Source organism: Streptomyces sp. NPDC052236 (genome assembly GCF_044548015.1).
Classification (GTDB): domain Bacteria; phylum Actinomycetota; class Actinomycetes; order Streptomycetales; family Streptomycetaceae; genus Streptomyces.
Map to the genome: position 1 here is coordinate 449,391 of NZ_JBIUBL010000001.1, position 26,315 is coordinate 475,705.

Below are 26,315 nucleotides of genomic sequence, written 5' to 3' on the forward strand. Positions count from 1 at the left end.
TCTGTCGACTGTCTCCACACAGAATCGGAAAAAGCGTGGATCCGCAACTCGCGTACGATTCAGCGGACTCTGTCGCACGGAAAGCGATTATATAAATGGAAAATAGTATTGTCTTGACACCCCTGGCACCGGTTGATGAGTTTCTCTCAGGCATGCGCGGAGTTCCCGAGACCATTGGAATGGCGGCGCTGTTCACCGGAGAACCGCCGCCGCTCGGCGCGCTGCGCGAGAGGGTCGCCGAGCGCTGGGGTGAGCTGCCCCGGCTGCGCCAGGTGCTCTGCCCGCCCGCTCCTTCTCCGTGGCTGCGACGCCGCCACCGGTGGCAGGTGCTCGACCGCTTCGATGCCCGCCACCATGTCTTCGCGGCCGACGACGGTACGGAGCTGTCCGACCTGCTCGGCCGGCTCGTGGCCCGGCCCCTGCCCGCCAAGGCTCCGCCCTGGCAGCTGCGGACCGTACGTACGGGCGAGGGGTTCGCCATCGTGCTGACCGCCCATCACGCGCTGCTGGACGGACGGTCCCTGGAGCGCCTGCTGACCCGGCTCTTCGACGGCGACCCGGGGCGCGGCTCCGGGACGAGCAGCGGCGTATCGGCCGTACGGACGCTCCGCGCCCGCACCGCGGTACCGGCGCCCCGGCTGCGCTCCGCGATGGGCCCCGGCCGGGGTCTCCCGGTGCCGGTGCCCCGGCCGTCGCGGCCCCAGCAGCCTCAGCGGCTGGACCTCGCCTGGACGGAGGTGGACGCGCGCGCCATGAAAGCCGCCCGCAGGTCCCTGCCCGGGATGGGCGCGAGCCTCAATGAACTGCTGCTGGCCGGGGCGGCGGGCGCCCTGCGTACCGTCCACGGCGAACCCGCCCGGTGGCCCGGCGCACCGCGCCCGCTGTACGCCGCGTTCGCGGTGGACCTGCGTACCCCACAGGAGAACGAGGTGCTCGGCAACCGCATCTCGGTGGTGCGGGTACCGCTCCCGGTGACCGCCGGCGATGCCGGCGAGCGGCTGGCGGCCTGCCAGGGCCTGCTGGCCGCCTACGGACCCGTAGCTGGCCCCGACATGGCCGGCGGCATCGTCAACACAGCCGCGCGGCTGGGCCCTTGGGCGCTGCGGGCGCTGACCGCGCGGGTCACCTCGCCCCGGTACGTGGCGGTGGCCGGAGCGGTCATGAAGTGGCCGCGCGGTACGTGGTCCCTGGACGGCAGGCCGCTGGAGCGGGTGGTTCCGCTGCCTCCCGTACCGGTGGCGGGGACGGTCGGTCTCGCCCTGACCGACTGCGGGGGCGCCTTCACCCTCTGCGCGGTCAGCCACACCTTTCCGGGCCACGCCCGGCTGCTGGCCGACGCCTTCATCCGCGAACTGCCGGCCCTCGGCCTCACGGCCCGTCCGGCGGCAGGTCGGTCGTAAGGTCCGCCCACACCTGCTTGCCGCCGCTGAGCGGCACGGAGCCGCACGACGCCGACACCGACTCCACGAGCAGGATGCCCCGGCCGCCCGTCGCCTCCCAGTTCACGATCGTCGGTTTGACCGGTGTACGCGGCGAGGAGTCGCTCACCGCGACGCGCAGCCGCTCCCCGGCGAGTGTGAGGTCGAGGCGCACCGGCCCCTGGGTGTGCACCAGGGCATTGGTGACCAGTTCGGAGACGATGAGCAGAGTCTCGTCGGACTGCTCGGTCACGCGCCACGCGCGTAGCGTGCGGGAAGTGAACCGGCGGGCGTGCGCGACGGCGTCGGGCAGCCGCCACACCGTCCACCCCGCCCGCTGCGGCAGGACGCCTATCCCGTCGTAACGGAGCAGCAGCAGCGCCACATCGTCGTCGCGCCGGTTGGCCCCGCCGAGCAGCTGGTCCGCCATCCGCCCGGCATCGGACGGGTCGGCGGTGGACAGTACGTCGCACACGCGGCGCAGGCCCTCCTCCAGGTGCAGGGTCGACGATTCGACCAGGCCGTCCGTCAGCAGGGTAAGGACCGCGCCGGGGGCCAGAGCGGCCGAGGACATCGGATACTCCGCCTCGGCGAGCACGCCCAGCGGAGGGCCGCCCTCGATCGTCACCTCCCGGGTGGTGCCGTCCGGGTCGCGCAGCAGCGGCGGCAGATGGCCCGCCCGTACGCACCAGGCGGTGCCCTCCTCCATGTCGATGGCGACATAACAGCAGGTGGCGAAGAGGTCGGTCTCCATTCCGACGAGCAGGCGGTTGGCGCGGGAGACGACCACGTCGGGCGGGTGGCCCTCCACGGCGTACGCCCTGATCGCGGTACGCATCTGGCCCATGATGGTCGCGGCCGCGGCGCTGTGGCCCTGTACGTCGCCGACGACCAGCGCGACATGGTTCTCGGAGAGCGGGATCACGTCGTACCAGTCGCCGCCCACTTCCAGTCCCACCGTCGCGGGCAGATAGCGGGCGACGGCCACCCCGCCGGGCAGCTTCGGAAGATGGCGCGGCAGCAGGCTGCGCTGGAGCATCGTGGCGAGCTCGTGCTCGGCGTCGAAGGCGTGGGCGCGCACCAGGGCTTGGCCGACCAGCCCGGCGGTCGCGGTGAGCAGAGACCTTTCCTCGGGGCCGAAATCGTGGGGCCCGTCCCAGCCGACCAGGCACGCGCCGGCGAAGGTTCCCGCGGCGGGGAGCGGCAGGACCGCGAGACCGCCGGGGCCGACGCCCGCGAGGCCTGGTTCAAGGGTGGAGCCCGCCGTCCACAGGCTCGTACGGCCCTCGCGCAGGGCGGATTCCAGGGTCGGCAGGGCGTCGGCTGGCGGGTCGGGCCACTCGGAGCGCCATTCGGAGCGCCAGAGGTCCGGCCAGGCTTCGGGTTCCGGCGGGTCGAGGACGGTGACCACCAGCCGGTCGCCCTCGCGTTCCATGAGCGCCACCCGGTCGGCTCCCAGCGGGGCGCGCAGGGCGGCGACAACCGTCCTGCTGACGTCGTGGACGGTCGTCGCGCCGGCCAGGGCGGCGGCGAGCCGCTGCACCCGGGAGACCTCGTCGGCGCTGGGCCGCAGATGCGAGGCGTCGGCGAGCACGCCGAGCACCCGGGTGGGCCTGCCCTCGGCGTCCGTGAGCACCCGGCAGCGCAGGCGGAGCCAGCGCAGCTCGCCGGTGGGGCGGCGGATGCGGAACTCCAGCTCCCGGCCGCGGGAGGCCGTACGGGCCGGTTCGACGATGGACATGAGCGCGGGCAGGTCGTCGGGGACGGTGTGCGCGAGCAGGGTCTCCACGCGTCCGTCGAACTCCTCCGGAGGTATGTCGACAAGGTCGAGGACGCGGCGGTCCGCGTCGATCCGGCCGGTGCGGAGGGTCAGGGTGAACGAGCCGACGCTGAGGCGGTCCAGGGCGGGGCCGAGGACAGGGAGGGGCCCGGCGCGGTCGATGGCGTGGGTGCCGATATGGGTGTAGGAGTGCCCGGCGAGGGCGCGGGCCTGCGCGCCGGTCTGGGTGCTCGCTTCGGCTCCCGCTTCGAGCCAGGCGGTGATCTGGTCGGCGTAGAGCTCCAGAAAGTTGCGCCGTTCCGCGTCGAAACCGTCGTCCACGTCGTCCACGACGATCAGGCAGCCCAGCGGAGCGCCGCCGCCGTTCGCACCGAGCGGCAGCGCGCCCAGCGAGATGTTGGCGGGCAGGGTCTCCGGGGGATTCTCGCCGTAGGCCGCGAGCCCCGCCGCGTTCAGCCACAGCGGGCGGCCGGTCTGGAAGGCGTCCACCACGGGCGTACGGCCGGACAGGGGATAGCTGGGCGACAGTCCGTACAGCGCGCCGGAGCCTCCGGCCGACTCCGCGAGCCGCAGGCTGTCGTGCCGCTTGTTGAGCACGTAGACGGCTGCCAGGACGGCCCCGCCGAATACCCTGATCTGCTCTCTCACTGCCCGCCGTGCCTCCGTAGCCGGGAGGGCCGGTCACTTCCGGCCATATCCAGCGACTTCCAGCCTAGGGAAGGTGGGTCACGTGTGCGGCCTTCTGGTCGGGTTCTTTCCTTCCGGTCCGCACTCCGGGGGAGCCCGGAACCCGCCCGCCGCCCGCCGCCCGCCGCCCGCCGCCCGCCGCCCGCCGCCCGCCGCTGGAAGGTATCTTGAAAGAGTCGCAATTATGTATTAGTCGGCTTTTATCCGACGGTGGTGATGAGCGCCGATGGATCGATCCGCCGCCGCTCCGCGTCAGGATGAGGGGGGAGCCTTCGTACCCCCCGCAGTGGCGGTCTCGGCTGCCGTGAACGCGCGGGGAACCATTACGGCGTGGAGCCCGGGTTCCACACACCTGCTCGGCCACACGGCCGAGGAGGCCATCGGCCGCCGGGCGGCCGAGCTCCTCGCCGAACCCGAAGAGACCGCGGCGGAAGTGGCAGACGTCGCCGCGACGGCCCGGCGGTGCCTGGCCGAGCGATCGGGCTGGTCCGGCGAGCTCGCCCTGCGCCACCGGGACGGCGGCGTACTGCGGATGACAGTGCGGGCCCTCCCCGCCGTGGACGCGGCGGGCGCATGGCAGTGGCTGCTGACGGCGGCCCCGGACGACGCCCACGCGCAGCTCGTGGAGTGGGCCTTCGACGACTCCCCACTCCTCCTCGCCGTCTACGGCCTCGACGGCCGCATTCTGCGGATGAACGCCGCGACCCGGCGCGTGCTCCATCTGGCCGATGAGCCGGTCGTCGGGCGGTTCCTGGAGGAGGTGTACCCGGAGGCCGAGCAGGCCGTGACAGCCGTGAAGACCGCCGTGACAGCCATGGAGACCGGCGAACCGTCCCCTGTCGTCTTCTCGTCCGTCGTGCGCGGGGTCGGGGAGAGCGGTGTGCCCGTCCTGTACGAGATGTCCGACGCTACGCCGGGCCATCCGCCCGAGAGCGCCTGGGCCGTCAACCTGTCCCCCGTACGGGACCGGGCCGGTCGCGTACGGGCGGTGTTCACCGCCGGATTCAACATCACGAAGCAGTATCTGGCCCGGCAGCGGCTGGCCCTCCTGAACGAGGCGAGCAACCGTATCGGCACCACTCTGGATGTCACATGGACCGCGCAGGAGCTGGCGGACATGGTGGTGCCCCGGCTCGCCGACTTCGTCACCGTGGATCTGCTGGCGCCGGTGCTGGAAGGCGGCGAACCGTCGCCGTTCCCCCCGACCGGCCTTCAGCCGCTGCGCCGCGCCGCGCATCAGTCGGTCGTCGCGGGCATCCCGGAGGCGGTCGTCGCCCCCGGTGAGGTGGACCTGTATCCGGACTACGCCCCCGCCATCCGCTCCCTGGCCTCCGGCGAACCCCTGCTGATCGGGCTCGGCGATCCCGGCTTCGCCCGCTGGCTGAGCGAGGACCCGCTACGGAAGGAGCGGTTCCGTACGTACGGATTCCACTCGGTGATCGCGGTGCCGCTGCGCGCCCGCGGCACCACCCTGGGAGTGGCCGTACTGCTCCGGCACCGGCCGGAGCCCTTCGTACAGGACGATCTCGTGCTCGCCACGGAACTCGCGGCGCGCGCGGCGGTCTGTGTGGACAACGCCCGGCGCTACACCCGGGAGCGCAGCACCGCCCTGGCGTTGCAGCGCAGCCTCCTTCCGCAGCAGCTCTACGGGCAGGCGGCCGTCGACGCGGCCTCCCGCTATCTGCCGGCGGGTATCCAGGCGGGCATCGGCGGCGACTGGTTCGACGTCATCCCGCTGTCCGGGACGCGCGTCGCGCTGGTCGTGGGCGATGTGGTCGGGCACGGCATCCACGCGTCGGCCACGATGGGCCGGCTGCGCACCGCCGTACGCACGCTCGCCGACGTCGATCTGCAGCCGGACGAGCTGCTGACCCACCTGGATGATCTCGTGGCTGCCTTCACCGATCACCACGACGCGTTCGCGCCTGCTGCCGAGTCCGCAGCCGAGCCGACCGGCGCGTCGGCCGCCGCGTCCGCATCGGTCGGCGTGTCCGTCGGCGCGTCCCCGGCCGCCGGCGAGATCGGGGCGACATGCCTGTACGCGATCTACGACCCGGTCTCGCGCCGCTGCCTGCTCGCCAGCGCGGGGCATCCGCTGCCCGCGATCGTCGCCCCGGACGGCTCGGTCACCTTCGTCAAGGCGTCCGTGGGGCCTCCGCTGGGCGTGGGCGGCCTGCCCTTCGAGGCCACGGAGGTGGAGCTGGCCGAGGGCAGTCTGATCGCCCTCTACACCGACGGCCTCGTCGAGTCGCGCGACCGTGACTTCGACGAAGGGCTCGGCATACTGCGGACGGAGCTGGCCCGGTCGGCGCCGTCGCTGGAGGAGACCTGCGACCAGGTCATGCGGGCGCTGCTGCCCGAGCGGCCCATGGACGACGCGGCCCTGCTGATCGCCCGGACCCGGGCGCTGGACTCGGAGCACGTCGCCACCTGGACCCTGGACGCCGATCCGGCACTGGTCTCCTCCGCCCGCAAGACGGTGTCCGACCAGCTGACCGCGTGGGGCCTGGAGGAGGCGGGTTTCGTCACCGAGCTCGTGGTCAGCGAGCTGGTCACCAACGCGATCCGGTACGCCCGGCCGCCCATCTCGCTGCGGCTGATCCGCGGGGAGTCGTCGCTCATCTGCGAGGTGTCGGACGCCAGCTCCACGGCTCCGCACATGCGGCGGGCGCGCGCGTTCGACGAGGGCGGGCGGGGCCTGCTGCTCGTCGCCCAGCTCACTCAGCACTGGGGCACGCGCCAGACGGCGACGGGCAAGACGATCTGGGCGGAGCAGGATCTGACGCCGGATGCCGGGACGCTGTTCGCGGGGGTGGCGGACGCGGAGTGGTAGGCGGGTGGTGGGCGGAGGGTAGGCGGAGGGCTGGTCCGTTTGGCTGTCGTACGACATGCGGGGTGCCGCGAGGGCCGTTAAAACTGGAGTCATGGCCACCAAACACCCAGTCAAGGCAGTCCTTGAGGGCGGCCCGGACGATCTGCCCGAGCGCATCGTCCCGATCACCCCTCCCGGACAGGAGCTGAAGATCCCGCACCGCGGCGGATACGAGCACTTCAAGACGACGCCGCGGCATCAGGACACTCCGGAGGGGCGACTGCCTGTCTACGAGTGGTGGGAGCGTACCGAGATCGCCGAATAGGCCGTGCCGTGCAATCTCGGGGCGAGCGCGCTGGACGAACCGTTCCCTGGAGACTGAGCGGGAGTGAGTCCTGTTGCCAGAGCCCATGCTCAGCCGTGTGTCCCGAACGGTGTTGGGCACACTGGTCTCCCGCTTTCGCTCCACTGCCGGGCGGCACGCATCTCGTGCGTGGTCCGGGAATGTGGGGGCGGGTTTCCTCACGCCCTGGCGTGCCCGGTCGGGCCTGGACGGTCCGATGCCCGTAACGATCGCTCTGGTCGTTACGGGGCGGTGTCGTCCGTCGCCTGATCGGGTGCCCCAGGGCGCGCCGTGCGATCGCCACGGCTGCCGCGTCGTGTCGAGTGGTCTTCCTGGTGGGGGTGGTGAGGGGTTTTTGCCAGTGCTGGGCGCCCCAGCGGCTGGTGTAGGCCGGGTCGACCGCGACAATCGCGATGTCTTGTTCGGCGGCCATCGATACCAGCCGGGCCTTGAGCTTGGCGGTCGGGAAGCGGGAGAGCAAACGCCGGAAGCGCTTGTTGCGGCCGTGCCGCTCCCGGCACCTTCCGTCGGCGAAGTCGAGGTCCTCGATCGCGATCGCCGCCGCGCCGCCGCGGCGAGCGTGGTGCAGCAGCCTGGTCAACGCGTGGCGGATCTGTGCGTCGCGGTGGGCTGTGGTGCCGGACAGGTCGTAGAAGAAGCGCTGCGGCTCGCCGACCGGGTTGCCGTGCACATCCAGACGCCAGGCGGCAAGGTGATCGTCATTCATGTCCACCCCCACCACACCTTGGGTCAGCGCCGCCTGAAGGGGCAGCACCGGGATGGCGGCGCGCTGCCAGGAGGCGGTCACATACCAACGGTCCCGCACCGTGTCGTGGTGGATGCGGTAGGCCACCGCCCGATTCGCCATGATCCGATCACGCCACTCCCCACCCCGGTGCTGGAAGGCCACGGTCGCGTCCAGCACGTACCGGCCGTGTGGTGCATTGGCCAGATGGGCCGGCGGAGCAGGGAGTTTGAGGCAGACCTGTCCGGTGTCGGTGATGCGGATCGTTTCATTGCCGAACCGCTTGCCGGACTCCCCGTCCGCGGACAAGAACATCCGCGCCGCCTGCCACCACTCCCGCCACGCCTCCTCGCTGAGCTGCGCCTGGTCCAGGTGATGGCGGGTGCGGGCGAGCTGCTTGCCGCCGCGCACCACCCGGACCCGGCCCGCCGCCCAGTCCGCCTCCACCCGCTCCAGCCGCGCCTTCAGGGCGTGCAGGCGGCGGGACTTGGCATGCCACTCCACCCGCGAGCCGTAGCCGCGTACCAGCCCGACCCGCCGATCGGCCTTCGCGCCCAGCGGGCGCGCCAGCCGGGCCTCGATCGACGCGATCTGCCCCCGCAGCCACACCTCGTGGGCGGCCTGGCCGCGCCGGGCCAGCGCCCACTGATCATGCGTCGCCTTGGTGATACTGCCTGCCCACCGCGCCGACGAGCTCCCGGTCAGTGTCCGCTTACGCACCGCCCATCCGGCCGCGTCATGCGCCAGCCCCTGGCGGGACCGGGCGGCAAGATCACCACAGGCCGGCGACCCGAGGAACACACCCACCTCAGCCAGCACCACCGCATCCGCCTGCGACACGCGTAGCCGGTCCCGGATCGCCATCCCCGACGGGCCGGGCACCACAAACGACGCCGCCACCTCACGGACCACCTCATCACCAGTGGCGTGGACATGTTCCTGAGCCACTACGGCACGGAGACCACGGAGACCACGGAGGCAGGTGGGGTTGCGTAGAAATAGCTGGGTACGCGGTGTACGAGGTCTACGGGGTTTACGTGGCCTCTGTCTCCCCGTCTCCCTGACTTGGGGGTGAACCACCGTGCAGTTCACCAATCGCGATGACGCGGGACGGCGTCTCGCCGAGGCCCTCCGGCGCTACGAGAAACACGATCCTGTCGTCCTGGGCCTGCCCCGGGGCGGAGTCCCGGTGGCCTTCCATGTGGCACAGGCGCTCGACGCCCCCCTCGACGTGATCGTCGTCCGCAAACTCGGCGTCCCGTACCACCGTGAGCTGGCGTTCGGCGCCATCGGGGAAGGCGGCGTACGCGTGATCAGCGACGATGTCGTCCGGCGCGGCGGGATCGGCCAGGCGGATGTGCTGTCCGTCGAACAGACCGAGGAGGAGGAACTCGCCCGGCAGGCACGGCGCTTCCGCAAAGGCAGGCCGCGGACCCCGCTGGACAGCCGCACGGTGATCCTCATCGACGACGGGATCGCCACCGGGGCCACGGCGGAGGCCGCGTGTGAAGTCGTACGAGCGCAGGGCGCGGCCCGCGTCGTACTGGCGGTACCGGTTGCCCCGCCGGACGCGATCAACCGGCTGGGCGCCGTCGCGGACGACGTGGTGTGCCTCTACACGCCGCCCGTGTTCGCGGCCGTCGGCGAGTGGTACCAGGACTTCTCCCAGACGACCGACGACGAAGTCGTCTCCCTCCTCGCACAGGCCTCGGCCATGGCCTCGCCCACAGCCGCGGGCGAGGCCATGCCCCCGCCCATCCGCGAGGTCACGGACATCGGCGAGATAGAGGTGGAGGTCGACGCGGCCGGAATCCCGCTGCCCGGAGACCTCACGCTGCCCGAGGACACCGAGGCGATAGTGATGTTCGCCCACGGCTCGGGCAGCAGCCGCCGCAGCCCGCGCAACCGTCTGGTGGCGGAGGCCCTGAACGAGGTGGGCCTGGGCACCCTGCTCTTCGACCTGCTCTCGCCGGTGGAGGAGGCCGACCGGGCGAACGTCTTCGACATCGAGACCCTGGCCCAGCGGCTGACCGACGCCACCGAGTGGCTGCGGCGGCGCGAGTCCGTCCCGATCGGCTACTTCGGGGCGAGCACCGGAGCCGCGGCGGCGCTGCGGGCGGCGGCGGCACCCCAGGCGGACATCGGCGCCGTGGTCTCCCGCGGCGGCCGGCCCGACCTGGCGGGTCCGCTGCTCGGCGACGTACGGGCGCCCACGCTGCTCATCGTCGGCGGCGACGATGCGACGGTGCTCGACCTCAACCGTCAGGCGCAGTCCGAGCTGCGCTGCGTGAACCAGCTGGAGGTCGTCCCGGGCGCGACGCACCTCTTCCAGGAGCCGGGCGCTCTGGAGGAGGTCGCCGACCTCGCGAAGAACTGGTTCACCAGGCACTTGATGCCGACGCGCTCCCGTTGACCGCTCACGTCACCGCGATCAACAGGCCCAGTGTCACCACGGCGACGACACCGCCGCACAGCGCCAGCGTTGCGGACCGCGCCTGGGCGGACGGGTCCGTGCTGCCGACGCGGGACAGGCCGAGGGCAGAGGTCAGGAGCAGGGCGAGGGCTGCCGCGGAGAAGGCGGCGATCAACGAATCAATCACGCGGCGACAATCTCACGGACCGTCAGGTGTCGCACTCCGGAGACACGCGGTCGGGGGATCCGCACGGCGTGCCGTCCCCGAACGCGCGCAGCGCGTCGGTGAGCCACTTCGTCCAGAAGGTCTCCAGCTCGATACCTCCGCGCAGCACCAGATGACGCAGCCGGTCCTGTCCCGTCAGCAGCCGCGCGACCGGGAAGTCGCGCTCCTCGATCTCCTCGTACTCGGCCAACTGTCGCCGGTGGAGCTCCAGATGACGCCTCAGCTCCGCACCGAGGCCTTCCCCGCCGACCACTCCCGCCGCGCGCAGCCGCAGCAGCAGCGGGTCGCGGACGGGCTTGGGGTCCTCGGGCCTGGCGACCCACTCCGCCAGGTCCTCGCGGCCCGCTGGCAGGACTTCGTACTCCTTCTTCTGCCCACGGGTCGGCTGCACGGACGGCAGGGCGCGGATCTTCCCCGCCTGCTCCAGTTTCCCCAGCTCGCGGTAGATCTGCTGATGGGTCGCCGACCAGAAGTAGCCGATCGACTTGTCGAAACGGCGCGTCAGCTCCAGCCCGGAGGAGGGCTTTTCGAGCAGGGCGGTGAGGATGGCGTGCGGGAGGGACATGCCGTCGATCCTAGGGAGGGGTCTCAGAGGCTCGCGGCGAGCCGTGTGCCCTGCTCGATGGCGCGCTTCGCGTCGAGTTCGGCGGCCACGTCCGCCCCGCCGATGAGGTGTACGGAGTGCCCCGCGGCGCTCAGCTCCTCGTACAGCGCGCGCCGCGGCTCCTGCCCGGCGCACAGGACGACCGTGTCGACGGGCAGGACGCTGCGCACGCCGTCGACGGTCAGGTGCAGCCCCTCGTCGTCGATCCGCTCGTACGTCGCCCCCGCCGTCATCGTGACCCCGCGGTGCTTGAGCTCCGTACGGTGGATCCAGCCCGTCGTCTTGCCGAGACCGGCGCCCACCTTGCCCGCCTTGCGCTGGAGCAGGTGCACGGAACGCGGCGGCTTCGGGCGTTCGGGGGCGGTCAGTCCGCCCGGCGCGCTGTAGTCGGTGTCCACGCCCCACTGGCGGAAGTACGTCCCGGCGTCCAGGCTCGCGCCCTCGCCGCCGTCGGTCAGGAACTCGGCGACGTCGAAGCCGATGCCGCCCGCGCCGACGACCGCGACGCGCTGCCCGACCTGCGCGCCGTCGCGTAGGACGTCGAGGTAGCCGAGGACGGAGGGGTGGTCGACGCCGGGTATCTCGGGGATCCGCGGTGTGACCCCGGTGGCGACGACGATCTCGTCGTACGCGTCGGCGCCGAACGTCGCCACGTCGACCCGGGCCCCCAGCCGGACCTCCACACCGCGCAGTTCGAGCTGCGTACAGAAGTAGCGCAGGGTCTCGTTGAACTCTTCCTTGCCGGGGATCCGTTTGGCGACGTTCAGCTGGCCGCCGATCTCCTTCGCCGCGTCGAAGAGCGTGACCTCGTGGCCGCGCTCGGCCGCCGAGACCGCGCAGGCGAGCCCGGCGGGTCCCGCGCCGACCACGGCGACGCGCTTACGGCGGCGGGTCGGGGTCAGCATCAGCCCGGTCTCGGTCTCGTGGCAGGCACGCGGATTGACCAGGCAGGAGGTGATCTTCCCGCTGAAGGTGTGGTCCAGGCAGGCCTGGTTGCAGCCGATGCAGGTGTTGATGGTCTCCGCGCGGTCCGCCGCCGCCTTGGCGACGAACTCGGGGTCGGCGAGGAAGGGGCGGGCCATCGACACCATGTCCGCGCGTCCCTCGGCGAGCAGCCGCTCGGCGACCTCAGGCGTGTTGATGCGGTTGCTGGTCACCAGCGGGATGGAGACGGACCCCATGAGCTTCCGCGTCACCCAGGTATACGCGCCGCGCGGCACGGAGGTCGCGATGGTGGGGATACGGGCCTCGTGCCAGCCGATCCCGGTGTTGATGATCGTCGCCCCGGCGGCCTCGATCTCCTGGGCGAGCGTGATCACCTCTTGGAGGGTCGATCCGCCGGGCACCAGGTCGAGCATGGAGAGCCGGTAGATGAGGATGAAGTCCTGACCGACGCGCTCACGGGTACGGCGGACGATTTCGAGCGGGAGGCGGATCCTGTTCTCGTACGAGCCGCCCCAGCGGTCGGTGCGGTGGTTGGTGGCGCTCGCGATGAACTCGTTGATGAGGTAGCCCTCGGAGCCCATGATCTCGACGCCGTCGTACCCGGCGGACCGCGCCAGCTCCGCCGCCCGTACGAAGTCCTCGATGGTCTCCTCGACCTCGGCGTCCGTGAGGGCGTGCGGGAGGTACGGGCTGATGGGGGCCTGAAGGGCGCTCGGCGCGACGAGGTCGGCGTGGTACGCGTACCGGCCGAAGTGGAGGATCTGCATCGCGATCCGGCCGCCCTCGGCGTGCACGGCGGCGGTGACGGTGCGGTGGCCCGCGGCCTCGGCGTCGTTGGTGAGCTTGGCGCCGCCCTCGTAGGGACGGCCCCGGTCGTTGGGGGCGATGCCGCCGGTGACGATGAGGCCGACGCCGCCGCGGGCACGGGCGGCGTAGAAGGCGGCCATGCGCTCGAAACCGTGGTCCGCCTCTTCGAGGCCGATGTGCATCGAGCCCATGAGCACCCGGTTGGGGAGGGTCGTGAACCCGAGGTCGAGGGGGTTCAGGAGATGCGGGTAGGGGGTGGGGCTCGGGCTCATCGGGCGCCTCCTTGGGCGGGTTCGTGAGCCCAGTTCTAGCGTCCGCGAGAGGTTTATGCAACAAAGTGCAAAACCTTGCCCACACACACTGCGACAATCGTGCGAATAAGCCGTTCGAGTGACGATGGCGACTTTCCCGGCCGGGTGCCCCATTGGGCTCATAGCGTCTTCGCTGTGGTGGGATGGCAGCAGCTGAGCGCACTGGGGATCGCGGCGATCATTGGCTCGCAGGGGGCGGGGGTGGGAGTCGGCCCTTCGCCACCGGGCGTGCCTGACGTATCGGTCTCGGTGTCGGCACCGGTGTCGGTCTCGGTCTCGGTGTCGATCTACTTCGAGGACTGCAAGCGTCCTCCCTGGCCTCCGACGCCTCCGGCACCTCCCACGCCTCCGACGCCTCCGGCACCTCCGCCACCGGCGCCGAGTCCGTCCGTACCGACTCCGCCCGCTCCGAGTCCTCCTCCCGAGCCCCGGCCGTCGCCACCGGCTGAACGCCCATCGCAGCAGCCCGCCGAGCCGGAGGAGCCGCGCGTACCCCCGAAGCCCCCGGAGCCCCCGGAACCCCGGGAGAGTCAGGGACCCGCGCCCGCTCCCGCTCCCGCTCCCGCCCCGCCCGCGAAACCCGCGTCGCCGCCCAGCGCCCAGGCCCTACGCGACTACCGCCCCGCAACCGGGAAGCCGGCCGACTCCGGGCCGTCCCTGGTGGCCCTGATGCTGCTGGTCACCACCCCCGCCGTGCTCGCGGCGGCCCTGCTCCGGCCCCGCTCACGCTCCGCCGGCTCGCGCCGCGGCTCCTCCTGATTCGGAGAAACCCTCATGTCGGAATGGCTGGTCCTGTCCATCGCGATGGCCGCCGCGTGCGCCGTCGTCCTGGTACTGGCGGTCCTCAGGCAGCGCAGGCTGAACAGAGCGGCCGGAGCCGGGGAGGAGGAAGACCCCGACGAGACCCCGGACGTCCTTGAGTACATGACGATGATGGTCGGCGTCGTGTACGCGATCGTGCTCGGGCTCGCCATCGCCGGGGTCTGGGAGGCCCGCAGCGCCGCGCAGGACGGCGTACGCCGCGAGGCGCAGGCGCTGTACGAGATCACCCAGCGGGCGGAGGTGTACCCCGACGGCGTACGGGATCGCATTCGCACGGACATCGACCGGTACGTGGAGCACGTCGTCCACAAGGAGTGGCCGCGGATGCTGGCCCACAACGAGCTGTCGGACAGGGGTGCGGAACTGCTCGGCGCGGTACGCGCGGACATCGCGGAGCGCAAGCCCGCCAACGAGCTGGAGGCCCAGGCCTATCAGCCGCTGGTCGACCAGGTCGCCACGGCGGACGACGCGCGCAACGCGCGTGCGCAGAACGCGGAGGCGACGCTGCCGGGGGTCGTGTGGTTCGGGCTGATCATCGGGGCGCTGGTCACCGTCGGCCTGATTTTCGCCCTGCAGATCGGCCACTCACGCAGAGAGGTGATGGTCGCCGGGTTGTTCAGCGCGCTGATCGCGTTTCTGCTCTTCCTGGTCTGGGACTTCGACGCGCCGTTCGGGCGATCGGGCACGGAGTCCGCGGACGCGTTTCACCAGTTGTTCGCGAATGCGGTTCGGGGGAGCGGGGTTTCGGGCTGACAGCTCCGCGCGGGTTCCTTGTACCCTAGGGCGTACGTAGGGCGTTGGGGCGATGCGGCGCAAATCTGCCGCACGGGTGTGGGGGCACCGCCCCACAGGCGGCCAGGGGCCCGTACGCTCCGCGGCGGAGCCGCAGGAGCGGACGGCGTGAGGCGTGAGCCCCCAGGTCTGCCGCGACGCGAAGCTGCCGCACGGGCTGCGGAGCGCAGCCCGCACACGATCCGGGCCCTTCGCGGCGAAGCCGCCGGAGCACCGGGGTGGTGTGGGGCGTCAGCCCGCACGTCTGCCACGGCGCGAAGCTGCCGCCGGGGTGCGGGGCGCAGCCCGCATACGATCGAAGCCGCCGGAGCACAGGGATGTGGAGCGTGAGCCCGCGTCTCCTCCGGCCCCTCCGCGGCGAAGCCGCTGGAGCACGGGGCGTGGGGCGTCAGCCCCAGGACTGCTGCCGCGGCGCGAAGCTGCCGCACGGGCTGCGGGGGCAACCCGCACACGATCCAGCCCTCCGCGGCGAAGCCGCCGGAGCACCGGGGGTGTGGGGGCGTCAGCCCCCGCGAACCCTCCCCTCCCCGCCAGGGGGTCTGGGGGCGCAGCCCCCAGTTAAGGGAAGGGGCGGGGTGGGGGAAACAACCCCGGTCACCCCACCCCGTTACTTCGGCGCATGCTCCCCCACATAAAACAGCAGCCACACAAACCCCGCGAAAATATGCGTCACGAACACATACACAAAGACCCGCAGCGCGACCCCCCGCTCCTTCCAGCCCTCGCTCTCGCTCACCGCAGCCTCCCGCCGGTCCGGCTCCCAGGAGCGCATCCCCCAGGTCCCCGACCCAGCGTACGAGAGCGCACCCGTTCAACCGTTCAACGGTTCAACCACTCACCACGCCCCGTTGCCTGACTTTGCGTAGGCTTGAGCTATACGCCCGGAGGTGGTGGCTATGGCAGACACGGGCAGGATCGTCGTCGGCGTGGACGGCTCCGAGCCGTCCACCAGGGCCCTGCGCTGGGCCGCACGGCAGGCCGCGCTCACCGGGGACACGGTGGAGGCCGTGATCAGCTGGGAGTACCCGGCCGCCGGATGGGCCGCGCTGGTGCCGGGGCTGCCCACCGACTTCGACCCCGAGAAACTCGCCGGTCAGATCCTCAGCGGCTCCGTGGAGGAGACCCTCGGAGCCGAGGCCGCAGCCACCGTCACCCAGAAGGTGATGATCGGCAACGCCGCGCAGGCCCTGTTGGAGCGGGCCGACGGCGCCTCGCTGCTGGTCGTCGGCAACCACGGCTACAGCGGCTTCCGCGCGACACTCCTCGGGTCGGTCGGACTGCACCTCACCCAGCACGCCCCGTGCCCCGTGGTCGTCGTACGCGGCAACGTCGGCGGCACCGTCGAGTGAGCCGGAGACCCGGACACGCTCACTTCCGGTTGTACAGCCGCATCGTCACCGAGCCGAACACCACCACCAGCAGCACCCCCCACCCCAGCGACCACGCGATGTCCGCCGCCGGCCAGTTCCCCTCCATCAGCTCCCGTACCGCCGTCGCCACATGCGTGACCGGGTTGTTGTTCACAAACGCCTGCAGCCACCCCGGCATCGTCTTCGGGTCGACGAAAACATTGCTCAGGAACGTCAGCGGGAAAATCACCATCATCGAGACGCCCATCACCGACTTCTCGGTCCGCAGCAGCAGCCCGAACATCGTCCACACCCACGAGAACGCGAACGAGAAGACCAGCAGCAGCGCCACCCCGAGCACCACGCCGACCGGCCCGCCGTGCGGCCGGTAGCCGATGATCACGCCGACCGTCAGCATGACCGCCGACGCGAGCAGATAGCGGACCACATCGCCCAGCAGATAGCCCACCATCGGCGCGGGCCGCCAGATCGGCAGCGTACGGAAGCGGTCGAAGACGCCCTTCGTGATGTCCGTGTTGACCGCGACACCCGTGTACATCGTGATCATCACGACGCTCATCACCAGGATGCCGGGCAGCAGAAACTGGATGTACGCCGAGACCGACCCGGCCAGCGCCCCGCCGAAGAGGTACGTGTACATCAGCACCATCATGATCGGGAACGCCGTCACATCGAACAGCTGCTCCGGCACATGCTTGATCTTGAGCATGGCCCGCCAGCCGAAGGTGAGCGACGCGGACAGTGCGCTCGGCCGCGGCGGCCGAGTGCCCGTCACCAGCAGGGCGGCGAGATCGTCCGCCTTCGGGGCTTCGAGTGCGAGATCGAGGTCCTTGGAGGTGGTCGCGGTGCTCATGCCGCCGTCCCCTTCTGGTCGGTCAGGGCGAGGAAGACCTCGTCCAGGCTGGGCTGTCCCAGCGCGAAGTTGTCCACGGTGATTCCGGCGCGGGCCAGCTCGGACAGCGCCCGCGCGGCCTGTTCCGCCGCCCCCTGCTGCGTGCCGTGGCCGTTGATCCGGGCGGTCAGCGCCACCGGATCGGGGTCCAGCACCACTTCCGCGGCGAGGGCCGCGGCCAGGATCCGTTCGGCCTCCGGCCGCTGCTCCGCGTCACGCAGCCGCAGATGTACGGCGCCGGAACCGACCGAGGCCTTCAGCTCGCCCTTCGTACCCTCCGCGATCACCTTGCCGTGGTCGATCACGGCGATACGGGACGCCAGGTGGTCCGCCTCGTCCAGATACTGCGTGGTCAGCAGCACGGTCGTGCCCTGGGCGACGACCGCCCGCACGATGTCCCAGACCTGGTTGCGGCTGCGCGGGTCGAGCCCGGTGGTCGGCTCGTCCAGGAACAGCAGGTCCGGCACGTTCAGGATGGACGCGGCGATGTCGATACGGCGCCGCATGCCGCCCGAGTAGTTCTTCACCTGCTTCTCTGCCGCCTCGGACAGCCCGAACGCGTCCAGCAGCTGCGCGGCCCGCTCCCGCGCGGCTGGCTTGGAGTGGCCGAGCAGCCGGCCCAGGAGCACCAGGTTCTCCGTACCGGTGAGGTCCTCGTCGACCGAGGCGTACTGGCCGGTGAGGCTGACCCTGCCGCGTACGGCGTCGGCGTCCTTCTGCACGTCCTTGCCGAAGACGCGGGCCTCGCCCCCGTCCGGCCGCAGCAGGGTGGCGAGCATGCGTACGGCGGTCGTCTTGCCCGCGCCGTTCGGGCCGAGGAGACCGTAGACGGTGCCCGCGGCCACGCGCAGGTCGACACCGTCAACGGCCCGGTTCTGGCCGAACACCTTCACCAGGCCGTTTGTCTCGATTGCCAGATCAGTACTCATCGTCGGCAGTTCCCTCCTGTCGTGTCATGAGGAGAGACTCCGGCCGTCGGCATAACTCATCGCACAACTCATCCCCTCCTTGGCTACTCCCGCGTGTAGAAGATGTAGAAGCTCACGACGCCGGGCAGCACACCCGCCGCCACCCCCAGGCCTGCCGCCCTGAGCACACTCGACCCGCCCAGGCTGACCAGGAACCCGACGGCCATGGCGAACACCGCCCCGTACGCCAGCGCGCGCACCTCGCGCGGCAGCGTGTACTGCACCCGGCCCAGTGCGAACGCGAGCGCCGCGAAGACGGCGCCGGAGACCACGCCGAGTACGACGTTCCCACCCGTGACGGAGCCGCCGTCGCGTTCGATGAACGCCACGTAGAAGCCGTAGATCACGCCTAGGGCGATGGGCAGCGCCCAGGCGAGAGAACCGTGGTGATGCCGTGTGGGCACCGCTGCGTGTGCGGCCATGGCGGGAAGCTCCTTCCCTCTCGATGTGCGATCCGCGTGCTCCCTTTAGGGCACACCAACGCACCTCGGCAGGCAAGTCATGCCGGTCGGCCCCACCCTGAAGGGGTGCGTACGCTGCTTCTCGTGCTCGTGGCCCTCCTGACGCCGCTGAGCGCACTCTCCGTCTGGGTCGACCAGGAAGTCGACAACACCGACAGCTACGTCGCAGCGATGGAACCGCTCGCCTCGGATCCCGACGTGCACAACGCCATCTCCGTCCGTGTCAGCGCCGAGGTCATGAAGAGAGTCGACCCCCGTACGTTCCAGCAGCACGGTGTCCACAACCTGGTCCAGGAGGCGGTCGTCTCCTTCGCGGGCACCACCGCCTTCAAGACCGCCTGGACCACCGTTCACCGGGCCGCGCACACCGCCGTCGACCAGGCCCTGACCAACGGCGGGAACAACGCCGTCACCATCGACCTCGCACCCGTCACCGAGCAGGTGAAGCAGCAGCTCGGCCATGACGGCGAAGGGATGCCGTTCGTGGACCGCATCCCTGTCGAGGAGACCCGCATCACCATCCTGGAGTCCGGCCGGCTCGGCACACTGCGCGATGTCTTCCACGGGCTCCGGATCGCGGGGGTGTGGCTGCCGCCGGTGACTCTGGTGCTCGCGGCGTGCGCGGTGCTCCCCGCCGTACGCACCACGGGGCGCGTACGCCGTGCCCTGGTCGGCCTCGGCCTCGCCCTCACAGCGGGCGCCGTCCTGCTGCACACCGCCATCCGGGCGGGCCGGAGGCTCGTCCTCGCGGACCTGCCGCCGGACATGGACCGTCCGGCGGCAGGCGCGGTGTACGAGGCACTGACGGCGACACTGCGTACGACAGCGTGGTGGGTCCTGGCGGCGGGGCTCGCCCTGGCCCTGGCGGCTGTCGTGCTCACAGATCGCGGCGGTGTACGACGGACACGGCCACGACCGCCGCGACCAGCGGCCACAGCGCGAACACCACCCACGCCTCGGTGATCGTCTCCGGGTACTTGCCCGGCAGCGGGTATGTCCGCGCCGGGTTGCTGACCAGCGCCTCCCACGCGGTGAGCGGCATCGCGTTGCCGATTTCCTTCACCCACCGGTAGGTCTCGCCCTGGAAGAGCGCGGGGAGCAGGAGCAGCACCCCGACGACGGCGACGACGGTGCCCGTGGCGTGCCGGACGACGGCGCCGAGCGCCATGCCGACGAGCGCGCACACCGGCGCGAGCAGCGCGCTTCCCGCGACGGCGCGCAGCGCGCCGGGGTCGCCGATCGACATACCGTTCTTGCCGAGGATCGCCTGGGTGACGCCGAACGAGGTCGCCGAGACGACCGTGCCGAGTGCGAGCATCACCGCCGTGATGACGGCCACCTTGGCCGCCACCACCGGGCGGCGGGCCGGAACGGCCGCGAACGTCGTACGGATCAGTCCGCTGCTGTACTCGCCGAAGACGGCTATCGCGCCGACGCTCGCTGCGATGATCATGAGGATCTGAAAGGCGGGATCGACGAACGCGCTGCTCATCGGATCGAAGACGAAGTCGGGATTCAGGGGGTCGGCGGCCGGCTGATGGCGCAGGCGCTCGGCGTTGGACTGAGCGGAGTTCACATTGATCCCAATGACGACCAGCGCGCCGACGCCGAGGACCCAGTACGTCGACCGCAGCGACCACAGCTTGATCCACTCGGCGGCGACGAGGTCGCGGAAGCGTGATTCGTTCATCGTGCTTCTCCCGCGGGGTATTCGACGCTGTCGGCGGTGAGCTCCATGAAGGCATCTTCCAGCGATGCGGCGCGTGCGCTGAGTTCGTTGAGCATGATGCGGTGCTGGAAGGCGAGTTCGCCGATACGGGCCGCGTCCAGGCCGGTGACCGCGCACAGCCCGTCGCCGTCCACCTCCACCGAGGCGCCTTCCGCAGTCAGTACGGCCGTCAGCGCGGCTGGGTCAGGCGTGCGCACGGTCACGCTCAGCCGAGTGCCGCGCGCCGCGAACTCCGTCAGGCTCTCCGCCGCGATCAGCTCGCCCCGCCCGATGACGACGAGCTGGTCGGCGGTGGACTCCACCTCGCCCATCTGGTGGCTGGAGACGAAGACCGTACGGCCTTCGGCGGCCAGCCGCCGGAACAGGCCGCGCACCCACAGCACCCCCTCCGGGTCAAGACCGTTGAGCGGCTCGTCGAAGAGCAGTACGGGCGGCTCGCCGAGCAGCGCCGCGGCGATGCCGAGCCGCTGCTTCATGCCGAGCGAGAACCCGCCGACGCGGCGGCGCGCCACATCGGCGAGCCCCACCTCCTGAAGGACCTCGTCCACCCGGCCGCGCGGGATGCGGTTGCTACGCGCCAGCGCGGACAGGTGCGCGGCAGCGGAGCGCCCGCCGTGGACGTCGTGGGCGTCGAGCAGCGCGCCGACGTGCCGCAGCCCGCGCGGCCGGTCCCGGAAGGGGTGGCCGTCGATGGTGGCGGTGCCGCTGGTGGGGTCGTTGAGGCCGAGAAGCATCCGCAGCGTGGTGGTCTTGCCCGCGCCGTTCGGGCCGAGGAACCCGGTGACGTGCCCGGGGCGCACCGTAAAGCTCAGGCCGTTCACGGCGGTGGTCGGCCCGTAGCGCTTGGTGAGTTCGTTGACTTCTATCACCCGGCCCACGGTGGCGTGGGCAACACCCGTACGGCATCGGCCCGTCGATCACTTTCGCGGGGCGGCGGTAGCCCGTGGGCGTACGTCCGCGGGCCAATGCCCGGACAGGGCCGCCGCATTACGATCGGTCCATGCCCGCCATACGCCGTCCGTCGCTGCTGCTCAAGCATGTGCCGCCAGGCGTATGGATGGTGCTCATCTGGTGTGCGGTCACCGCGTACACGCTCGCAACGAGCGCATGGCCGGGCCAGCCCCGGTGGGTGTGGTTCCTGTCGGCCACGGACGGGGCCGGGGGCGGCCTGCCACGCTGGCCGCAGCTCGCCGTGGCCTTTGTGATGGTGGTGTGCGCGGGGCTGCCACGCCGACAACCGCTGACAGCGCTTGCCCTGCTGCTCGGCGGGACGATCGTCTCGGCCATCACGCTGAGCGTGAAGGACATCCCGCTGCTGCAGTTTCTGGCGGTCGACATCGCCCTCTGCTTCATCGCGGCCACGCGTCCGCGCCGTACGTCGGTCACCGCCGCCGTCATGGCGCTCGGCGTGCTCCTCGGTTACGCGGTCGCGCGGGTGCTGCTGGGAATGCCCATCGAGCCGTCGACGGTCTTGATCGTCATCCTGACGACCGTGATGGTGTGGCTGATCGGCAATTCGATCCACCAGAGCCACGTCCACGCCGAGGCGCTGCGCGCCCAGGCCGCCGCCCAGGCGGTCACCGCGGAACGGCTCCGGATCGCGCGCGAGCTGCACGACATGGTGGCGCACAGCATCGGCATCATCGCCATTCAGGCGGGGGTGGGCAGCCGGGTCATCGATACGCAGCCGGGGGAGGCCCGCAATGCGCTGCGCGCCATCGAGACCACGAGCCGGGAGACGCTGTCGGGGCTGCGGCGCATGCTCGGCGCGCTGCGCCGGTCCGGGCCCGGCGGCGGCATGGAGGGTCTCATGGAGGGTCTCGCGGACCTCGAACGGCTGACCGCGAGGACGACGGACGCGGGGGTCCGGGTGGACGTGGAGTGGCGCGGGGAGCGGCGCCCGCTGCCCGCGGAGATCGACCTGTCGGCCTTCCGTATCGTGCAGGAGGCCGTCACCAATGTGGTGCGCCACGCGGGCGCGGAGCGGTGCCGGGTCTCGATCGAGCAGGGTGACGGGGAGCTGACCATCGAGGTCGTCGATGAGGGAAACGGTAGCCCGGTGGCGGGCACCGGTCCGGGCTATGGCATCGCGGGCATGCGCGAACGGGTCGGCCTGCTGCACGGCCAGTTCACCGCGGGCCCGCGCCCCGAAGGCGGCTTCCGCGTCGCGGCCCGCCTGCCGGTACCCGCACCGGTGGAGGTCCGATGACGGCGGCGGTCCGCGTCGTACTCGCCGACGATCAACCGCTGATCCGCGCCGGTCTGCGCGTGCTCATGGCCGACACCCCCGACCTCGGTGTTGTGGGGGAGGCGGCGACCGGCGCGCAGGCGGTCCAACTGGTCCGCGACCTGTGTCCCGACGTGGTCGTGATGGACATCCGTATGCCCGGCGTGGACGGCATCGAGGCCACCCGGATGATCAGCGAGGGCCCCGGGACGACCCGCGTTGTCGTCCTCACCACCTTTGACGACGACGACTACGTGTACGCCGCGCTCCGCGCGGGCGCGAGCGGCTTCCTCGTCAAGGACATGGCGCTGGAGGACATCCTCGCGGCCATCCGCGTCGTCGCCGCCGGGGACGCTCTGATCGCGCCGAGCGTGACGCGCCGCCTGATCGAGGAGTTCGCGGCACGCCCCGAGCCCGTACCCGCATCCGTACGACGGCCTGCCATCGGCGTCACCGACCGGGAGCGCGAGGTGCTGACCCTCGTCGGACGCGGCAGGTCCAACGGCGAGATCGCCGTCGACCTCCGCATCAGCGGGGCCACCGTAAAGGCGCATGTGGCGCGGCTGTTCACAAAACTGGACGCGCGGGACCGGGTCCACCTCGTGATCATCGCGTACGAGACGGGACTGGTGGGTCCCCCCAAGTGATGGGGGAACGATCTCGCCGGCCCCGGCGTCCTCACTCCTGACGTACATTCCTCGCACTCATCGCACTCATCGCACCCTCGCACTCCTCGCACTCCTCGGCTCGGAGGCCGGTTTGGACAGTGCCGCCGTCACGCCGGACGCCCCCTTCCGCCCCTCCGGCACCCGCCGCGCCGCCGCCGGGCTCTGCGGGCTGCTGCTCCTCGTCCCGAGCCTGGTCGCCGCCTGCCGCGCCGCCGACACCGACGGCATCACCCCCGTCCCCCAGCTCCTGGCCTTCCTGCCCTGGCTCCTGCTGCCCGCCGGGGCGGCCCTGCTGCTGGCCGTCCTCGGCCGGTGGCGCACCGGCATCGTGTGGGCGATCGCCGTGCTCGCCGTCACCGGCTGGTACGTCAGGCCGTACGACACCGGGCTTACCGACAATCCGCCGGGACCCGTCGTCGCCCGCCTCACCGTGCTCACCTCGAACGTCGAGTTCGGGAACGCCACCGGGGAACTGCTGGCCGCCATCCGCCGCGAAGAGCCCGACCTCGTCTTCGTCCAGGAATGCGACCCCGCCTGCTCGGCCGCGCTCGCCGCGGAGCTGTCCCGTACCGACTATCCGCACCGCAACATCGTCGAGGGCGACGCGGCCAGCGGCTCGGCCATCCTCAGCAAGCACCCGCTGCGCCCCGCCCCGGGGATCCCCACCACGCTCGCCATGCCGGGCTCGGTCGCCGTCCTCGGCGGCCGCGAGGACCGCGCGATCAACCTCCAGCTCGCCCACCCGCTGCCGCCCGTCCCCAACGGTGTGGACGACTGGCAGCAGGACCTGCAGCAGGTGCGTACGTACGCGGAAGGGGCGGCCACCACGGACCGGCCGACGCTCATCGCCGGTGACTTCAACGCCACCCAGGACCACGCCGCCTTCCGCCGCATCCTCGACGCGGGCGGGCTGCGCGACAGCGCCACGCTGGTCGGGGCGGCCCACACCCCGACCTGGCCGACCTCCGTCCGCAGGCCGCTCGGCACGCAGATCGACCATGTGCTGATCAGTAAGGAGTTCTCGGTACGCAAGGTCCGCTTCCTGGAGCTGGAGAACACCGATCACCGGTCGCTGCTGGTCGAACTCGAACTGCACGACGCTCGCTGAGTTGCGCCGACCGCGCCTTTCAGGGTCTTTTGATCCCCATGGGTGAAGAAAAGGGCGGACCGCCGCCTGGGACGCGAGCGGGACTGCTGACCCCTCCGGAGTGGCTGCTCAAAACCCTGCGCCCGCAGGCGGCACCCATCCCCTGGCCCGCCGTCGCCCGCGCCTCCGTGGGACTCGCCACGCCCCTCGCGGCCGGGCTCGCCGCCGGACAGCCCATGTACGGCGCGCTGGCGTCGATGGGCGCGCTGTCGGGCGTCATCAGCGACACCGCCGAGGCGTACCGGATGCGGATCTTCCATATCGCTGTCCCGCAGCTCTTCGGCGCGATCGGCGTCACGCTCGGCACGCTCGTGTACGGCCATGGCTGGATCGCGGTCGCCTCGCTGACCTTCGTCGCGCTGGTCTCCGGAATGATCTCCTCGATCGGCGCGCTGGCGTCCGTGTCCGGGCTGCTGCTCCTACTGAACTCGGTGGTGGGCTCGGGCCTGCCGATGCCCGGCCCGTGGTGGAAGGCCCCGATACTGCTCGCGCTCGGCGGGCTGTTCGTCCTCGTCCTGTCGCTGCTCGCCTGGCCGGTACGCGGGCGGCTCCCGGAGCGGGAGGCGGTCGCCGCCGCGTACCGCGCGGTCGCCGAACTGCTCGCGGCGGCGGGCACGGCGGCGTACGAGGACAAGCGCCACGACGTGACCCAGGCGCTCAACACCTCGTACGACCTGATCCTCGCCCGGCGGGCCCGCGACCACGGGCGGCGCAGCCCGCTGGTGCGGCTGCTCTCCCAGCTCAATGTGCTGATCCCGCTGGTCGAGGCGGCAGCGGCGGCGCATCTGCACGGCCGGGCGTCACGGCGTCCGGAAATCGCTGCGGCGGTGCGGTTCTTGGCGGACGCGGTCGAGGAGAGCCACGGCGCGCGGCCGGGGTTCGTGGAGCCGGACCTGGTACTGCCCGAGCCTGAGGGGCCCGCCGACCGCGCGGTCAACGCCGCGCTGCGCCATGCGGCCGGCGTCGTACACAAGGCGGACCCCGATCCGTACAACGTGGACGACCGGCTCGGCCGCCCCGCCGCGCTGGGCGTCCGCGTCCGGCGCACGGCCCGCGAGATGCTGCTGTCCAAGCCGTCCTGGCGGTACGGGCTGCGGCTCGCGCTCTGCATCGGGCTCGCGCAGGCGTTCGTGTCGCTGGTGGCGGTGGAGCGTTCGTACTGGGTGGCGCTCACCGTCACCTTCGTACTGAAGCCGGACTTCGGGTCGGTCTTCTCGCGGGCGGTGCTGCGCGCGCTGGGCACGGCGGCGGGCCTGCTCGTCGCGGCGGCGGTGCTCTCGCAGGTGCAGCGCGGATGGTGGGACGTACCGGTGATGCTGGTCCTCGCGGCGCTCATCCCGGCCTTCACCGCGAAGGGGTACGCCTTCCAGACGGCGGCCATCACACCGGTGATCCTGCTGCTGTCGGATGTCCTCAACCACCAGGGCTTCCATCTGGTCCTGCCGCGCCTGGTGGACAGCCTGATCGGCTGCGCGATCGCGCTGCTCGTGGGCTATCTGCTGTGGCCGGAGAGCTGGCACAGCCGGATCGGCGACCGGCTGGCGGAGGCGGTGGAGGAGACGGCGCGGTATGTGGCGTACGCGTTCGCGGCGGCGGAGGACGCGGACCAGGGGGAGCGGGTGCGCAGGCGCCGCCGGATCTACCGCGATCTGTCGTCCGTACGGTCGGAGTTCCAGCGGGCCCTGACGGAGCCGCCACCGATGGGGACGCGGGCGGCGGCGTGGTGGCCGCTGGTGGTCGCGGTCGAGCGGGTCGTGGACGCGACGACGGCGGCCCGGGTCCGGGTCAACCACGGGGCTCCGCCACCGGCGGGGGCGGAGGTGGCGGAGATCGAACGGCAGCTGCGGGAGCTGGCGGACGGCCTGCGGTCGAGCGAGGTGCTGGTGGAGGTACGGGCGGAGCTGGAGGGCGATGAAACGGGGGTGCTGGGACCGCTCCGGCAGGAGGTAAAGGCGGCACGAGCGATCGCGTCCCCGGGCACTTCCAGCCCCGCCGGCGATTGAGGAGCACATCCAGCCCCGCCGGCGTTTGAGACGCACATCCAGCCTCGCCGGCGTTTGAGGCGCTGGGGGTACCTCCCACGCCGCTAGGCGTAGGGGGAGGGTTCGGGGGCAGCGCCCCCGACAAGGGCCCGAGCCTCGCAAGCAG

22 protein-coding genes are annotated in these 26,315 nt (G+C 71.5%); 11 read left to right on the forward strand and 11 right to left on the reverse strand.

Annotated features, from left to right (window positions below):
- Positions 1-152 precede the first annotated feature (152 nt).
- Positions 153-1,400: a wax ester/triacylglycerol synthase domain-containing protein gene (locus ACIHCQ_RS02175; protein ID WP_399656887.1), complete on the forward strand. Its 1,248-nt coding sequence runs from the start codon at positions 153-155 to the stop codon at positions 1,398-1,400.
- Here ACIHCQ_RS02175 and ACIHCQ_RS02180 read toward each other — a convergent pair.
- Complete coding sequence (locus tag ACIHCQ_RS02180; RefSeq protein WP_399656889.1) at positions 1,369-3,846, reverse strand: SpoIIE family protein phosphatase; 2,478 nt, start codon at positions 3,844-3,846, stop codon at positions 1,369-1,371. The genes ACIHCQ_RS02175 and ACIHCQ_RS02180 overlap by 32 nt on opposite strands.
- 265 nt (positions 3,847-4,111) lie before the next feature.
- Between ACIHCQ_RS02180 and ACIHCQ_RS02185 the strand changes: the two genes are divergently transcribed.
- Both ACIHCQ_RS02185 and ACIHCQ_RS02190 read left to right on the forward strand, forming a co-directional pair.
- Positions 4,112-6,718 (forward strand): SpoIIE family protein phosphatase, encoded by a 2,607-nt coding sequence (locus ACIHCQ_RS02185; protein WP_399656891.1) that lies wholly within the window; start codon positions 4,112-4,114, stop codon positions 6,716-6,718.
- Positions 6,719-6,809: 91 nt separating this feature from the next.
- Positions 6,810-7,022 (forward strand): DUF5988 family protein, encoded by a 213-nt coding sequence (locus ACIHCQ_RS02190; RefSeq protein ID WP_399656893.1) that lies wholly within the window; start codon positions 6,810-6,812, stop codon positions 7,020-7,022.
- Here ACIHCQ_RS02190 and ACIHCQ_RS02195 read toward each other — a convergent pair.
- A complete protein-coding gene (locus ACIHCQ_RS02195; RefSeq protein WP_399657570.1) occupies positions 6,937-8,649 on the reverse strand; it encodes an IS200/IS605 family accessory protein TnpB-related protein in 1,713 nt (570 codons plus the stop codon). The genes ACIHCQ_RS02190 and ACIHCQ_RS02195 overlap by 86 nt on opposite strands.
- Before the next feature lie 217 nt (positions 8,650-8,866).
- On the opposite strand from ACIHCQ_RS02195, the gene ACIHCQ_RS02200 reads away from it, so the two are divergent.
- On the forward strand, positions 8,867-10,198 hold the full coding sequence (locus tag ACIHCQ_RS02200) for a phosphoribosyltransferase family protein (protein WP_399656895.1): 1,332 nt from the start codon (positions 8,867-8,869) through the stop codon (positions 10,196-10,198).
- Positions 10,199-10,202: 4 nt separating this feature from the next.
- Here the strand turns inward: ACIHCQ_RS02200 and ACIHCQ_RS02205 are convergent, their stop codons facing one another.
- Genes ACIHCQ_RS02205 through ACIHCQ_RS02215 form a run of 3 tightly spaced genes read right to left on the reverse strand, consistent with a single transcriptional unit; the run spans position 10,203 to position 13,052 of the window.
- Positions 10,203-10,385: a hypothetical protein gene (locus ACIHCQ_RS02205; protein ID WP_399656897.1), complete on the reverse strand. Its 183-nt coding sequence runs from the start codon at positions 10,383-10,385 to the stop codon at positions 10,203-10,205.
- Positions 10,386-10,407: 22 nt separating this feature from the next.
- A complete protein-coding gene (locus ACIHCQ_RS02210) occupies positions 10,408-10,989 on the reverse strand; it encodes a PadR family transcriptional regulator (protein WP_399656899.1) in 582 nt (193 codons plus the stop codon).
- A gap of 23 nt (positions 10,990-11,012) precedes the next feature.
- Positions 11,013-13,052 carry an FAD-dependent oxidoreductase gene (locus ACIHCQ_RS02215; RefSeq protein WP_399656901.1) on the reverse strand — a complete coding sequence of 680 codons (2,040 nt, stop codon included), beginning with the start codon at positions 13,050-13,052 and terminating at the stop codon, positions 11,013-11,015.
- 813 nt (positions 13,053-13,865) lie between these two features.
- Between ACIHCQ_RS02215 and ACIHCQ_RS02220 the strand changes: the two genes are divergently transcribed.
- A complete protein-coding gene (locus ACIHCQ_RS02220; protein ID WP_399656903.1) occupies positions 13,866-14,666 on the forward strand; it encodes a hypothetical protein in 801 nt (266 codons plus the stop codon).
- A 646-nt stretch (positions 14,667-15,312) separates the two neighbouring features.
- On the opposite strand, the gene ACIHCQ_RS02225 is transcribed toward ACIHCQ_RS02220, so the two are convergent.
- Complete coding sequence (locus ACIHCQ_RS02225; protein ID WP_399656905.1) at positions 15,313-15,477, reverse strand: DUF6126 family protein; 165 nt, start codon at positions 15,475-15,477, stop codon at positions 15,313-15,315.
- Between the two features lie 124 nt (positions 15,478-15,601).
- Between ACIHCQ_RS02225 and ACIHCQ_RS02230 the strand changes: the two genes are divergently transcribed.
- Entirely contained in the window at positions 15,602-16,054 is a 453-nt protein-coding gene (locus ACIHCQ_RS02230; protein ID WP_399656907.1) for a universal stress protein, read from the forward strand.
- A 19-nt stretch (positions 16,055-16,073) separates the two neighbouring features.
- On the opposite strand, the gene ACIHCQ_RS02235 is transcribed toward ACIHCQ_RS02230, so the two are convergent.
- The 3 genes from ACIHCQ_RS02235 to ACIHCQ_RS02245 all read right to left on the reverse strand — a co-directional run bounded on the left by ACIHCQ_RS02235 (position 16,074) and on the right by ACIHCQ_RS02245 (position 18,357).
- Entirely contained in the window at positions 16,074-16,928 is an 855-nt protein-coding gene (locus ACIHCQ_RS02235; protein ID WP_399656909.1) for an ABC transporter permease, read from the reverse strand.
- Positions 16,925-17,896 (reverse strand): ATP-binding cassette domain-containing protein, encoded by a 972-nt coding sequence (locus ACIHCQ_RS02240; protein WP_399656911.1) that lies wholly within the window; start codon positions 17,894-17,896, stop codon positions 16,925-16,927. Before ACIHCQ_RS02240 ends, ACIHCQ_RS02235 begins: the two co-directional genes overlap by 4 nt.
- An 83-nt stretch (positions 17,897-17,979) precedes the next feature.
- Positions 17,980-18,357: a hypothetical protein gene (locus tag ACIHCQ_RS02245; protein WP_399656913.1), complete on the reverse strand. Its 378-nt coding sequence runs from the start codon at positions 18,355-18,357 to the stop codon at positions 17,980-17,982.
- A gap of 105 nt (positions 18,358-18,462) precedes the next feature.
- Between ACIHCQ_RS02245 and ACIHCQ_RS02250 the strand changes: the two genes are divergently transcribed.
- On the forward strand, positions 18,463-19,359 hold the full coding sequence (locus tag ACIHCQ_RS02250; RefSeq protein WP_399656915.1) for a hypothetical protein: 897 nt from the start codon (positions 18,463-18,465) through the stop codon (positions 19,357-19,359).
- Here the strand turns inward: ACIHCQ_RS02250 and ACIHCQ_RS02255 are convergent.
- Positions 19,274-20,086 (reverse strand): ABC transporter permease, encoded by an 813-nt coding sequence (locus ACIHCQ_RS02255; protein WP_399656917.1) that lies wholly within the window; start codon positions 20,084-20,086, stop codon positions 19,274-19,276. The two genes, ACIHCQ_RS02250 and ACIHCQ_RS02255, sit on opposite strands and share 86 nt — an antisense overlap.
- Positions 20,083-20,994, reverse strand: a complete 912-nt coding sequence (locus ACIHCQ_RS02260; RefSeq protein ID WP_399656919.1) for an ATP-binding cassette domain-containing protein — start codon at positions 20,992-20,994, stop codon at positions 20,083-20,085. The genes ACIHCQ_RS02255 and ACIHCQ_RS02260 overlap by 4 nt, the downstream gene beginning before the upstream one ends.
- A gap of 131 nt (positions 20,995-21,125) precedes the next feature.
- On the opposite strand from ACIHCQ_RS02260, the gene ACIHCQ_RS02265 reads away from it, so the two are divergent.
- The 4 genes from ACIHCQ_RS02265 (at position 21,126) to ACIHCQ_RS02280 (ending at position 26,170) form a co-directional block, all read left to right on the forward strand.
- On the forward strand, positions 21,126-22,334 hold the full coding sequence (locus ACIHCQ_RS02265) for a sensor histidine kinase (RefSeq protein ID WP_399656921.1): 1,209 nt from the start codon (positions 21,126-21,128) through the stop codon (positions 22,332-22,334).
- Positions 22,331-22,999 (forward strand): response regulator, encoded by a 669-nt coding sequence (locus tag ACIHCQ_RS02270; protein WP_399656923.1) that lies wholly within the window; start codon positions 22,331-22,333, stop codon positions 22,997-22,999. The genes ACIHCQ_RS02265 and ACIHCQ_RS02270 overlap by 4 nt, the downstream gene beginning before the upstream one ends.
- A gap of 112 nt (positions 23,000-23,111) precedes the next feature.
- Complete coding sequence (locus tag ACIHCQ_RS02275; RefSeq protein ID WP_399656925.1) at positions 23,112-24,128, forward strand: endonuclease/exonuclease/phosphatase family protein; 1,017 nt, start codon at positions 23,112-23,114, stop codon at positions 24,126-24,128.
- A 38-nt stretch (positions 24,129-24,166) separates the two neighbouring features.
- Positions 24,167-26,170: an FUSC family protein gene (locus ACIHCQ_RS02280; RefSeq protein ID WP_399656927.1), complete on the forward strand. Its 2,004-nt coding sequence runs from the start codon at positions 24,167-24,169 to the stop codon at positions 26,168-26,170.
- Positions 26,171-26,315: the final 145 nt, after the last annotated feature.

What these genes read in the sequence shown, in the direction of transcription:
- ACIHCQ_RS02175 (WP_399656887.1), top strand. Translation starts at nt 153, where the DNA reads ATGCGCGGAGTTCCCGAGACCATTGGAATGGCGGCGCTGTTCACCGGA.
- ACIHCQ_RS02185 (WP_399656891.1), top strand. Translation starts at nt 4,112, where the DNA reads ATGGATCGATCCGCCGCCGCTCCGCGTCAGGATGAGGGGGGAGCCTTC.
- ACIHCQ_RS02190 (WP_399656893.1), top strand. Translation starts at nt 6,810, where the DNA reads ATGGCCACCAAACACCCAGTCAAGGCAGTCCTTGAGGGCGGCCCGGAC.
- ACIHCQ_RS02195 (WP_399657570.1), bottom strand. Translation starts at nt 8,649, where the DNA reads ATGGCGATCCGGGACCGGCTACGCGTGTCGCAGGCGGATGCGGTGGTG.
- ACIHCQ_RS02210 (WP_399656899.1), bottom strand. Translation starts at nt 10,989, where the DNA reads ATGTCCCTCCCGCACGCCATCCTCACCGCCCTGCTCGAAAAGCCCTCC.
- ACIHCQ_RS02215 (WP_399656901.1), bottom strand. Translation starts at nt 13,052, where the DNA reads ATGAGCCCGAGCCCCACCCCCTACCCGCATCTCCTGAACCCCCTCGAC.
- ACIHCQ_RS02220 (WP_399656903.1), top strand. Translation starts at nt 13,866, where the DNA reads ATGTCGGAATGGCTGGTCCTGTCCATCGCGATGGCCGCCGCGTGCGCC.
- ACIHCQ_RS02225 (WP_399656905.1), bottom strand. Translation starts at nt 15,477, where the DNA reads ATGCGCTCCTGGGAGCCGGACCGGCGGGAGGCTGCGGTGAGCGAGAGC.
- ACIHCQ_RS02230 (WP_399656907.1), top strand. Translation starts at nt 15,602, where the DNA reads ATGGCAGACACGGGCAGGATCGTCGTCGGCGTGGACGGCTCCGAGCCG.
- ACIHCQ_RS02235 (WP_399656909.1), bottom strand. Translation starts at nt 16,928, where the DNA reads ATGAGCACCGCGACCACCTCCAAGGACCTCGATCTCGCACTCGAAGCC.
- ACIHCQ_RS02240 (WP_399656911.1), bottom strand. Translation starts at nt 17,896, where the DNA reads ATGAGTACTGATCTGGCAATCGAGACAAACGGCCTGGTGAAGGTGTTC.
- ACIHCQ_RS02245 (WP_399656913.1), bottom strand. Translation starts at nt 18,357, where the DNA reads ATGGCCGCACACGCAGCGGTGCCCACACGGCATCACCACGGTTCTCTC.
- ACIHCQ_RS02255 (WP_399656917.1), bottom strand. Translation starts at nt 20,086, where the DNA reads ATGAACGAATCACGCTTCCGCGACCTCGTCGCCGCCGAGTGGATCAAG.
- ACIHCQ_RS02265 (WP_399656921.1), top strand. Translation starts at nt 21,126, where the DNA reads ATGCCCGCCATACGCCGTCCGTCGCTGCTGCTCAAGCATGTGCCGCCA.
- ACIHCQ_RS02270 (WP_399656923.1), top strand. Translation starts at nt 22,331, where the DNA reads ATGACGGCGGCGGTCCGCGTCGTACTCGCCGACGATCAACCGCTGATC.
- ACIHCQ_RS02280 (WP_399656927.1), top strand. Translation starts at nt 24,167, where the DNA reads ATGGGTGAAGAAAAGGGCGGACCGCCGCCTGGGACGCGAGCGGGACTG.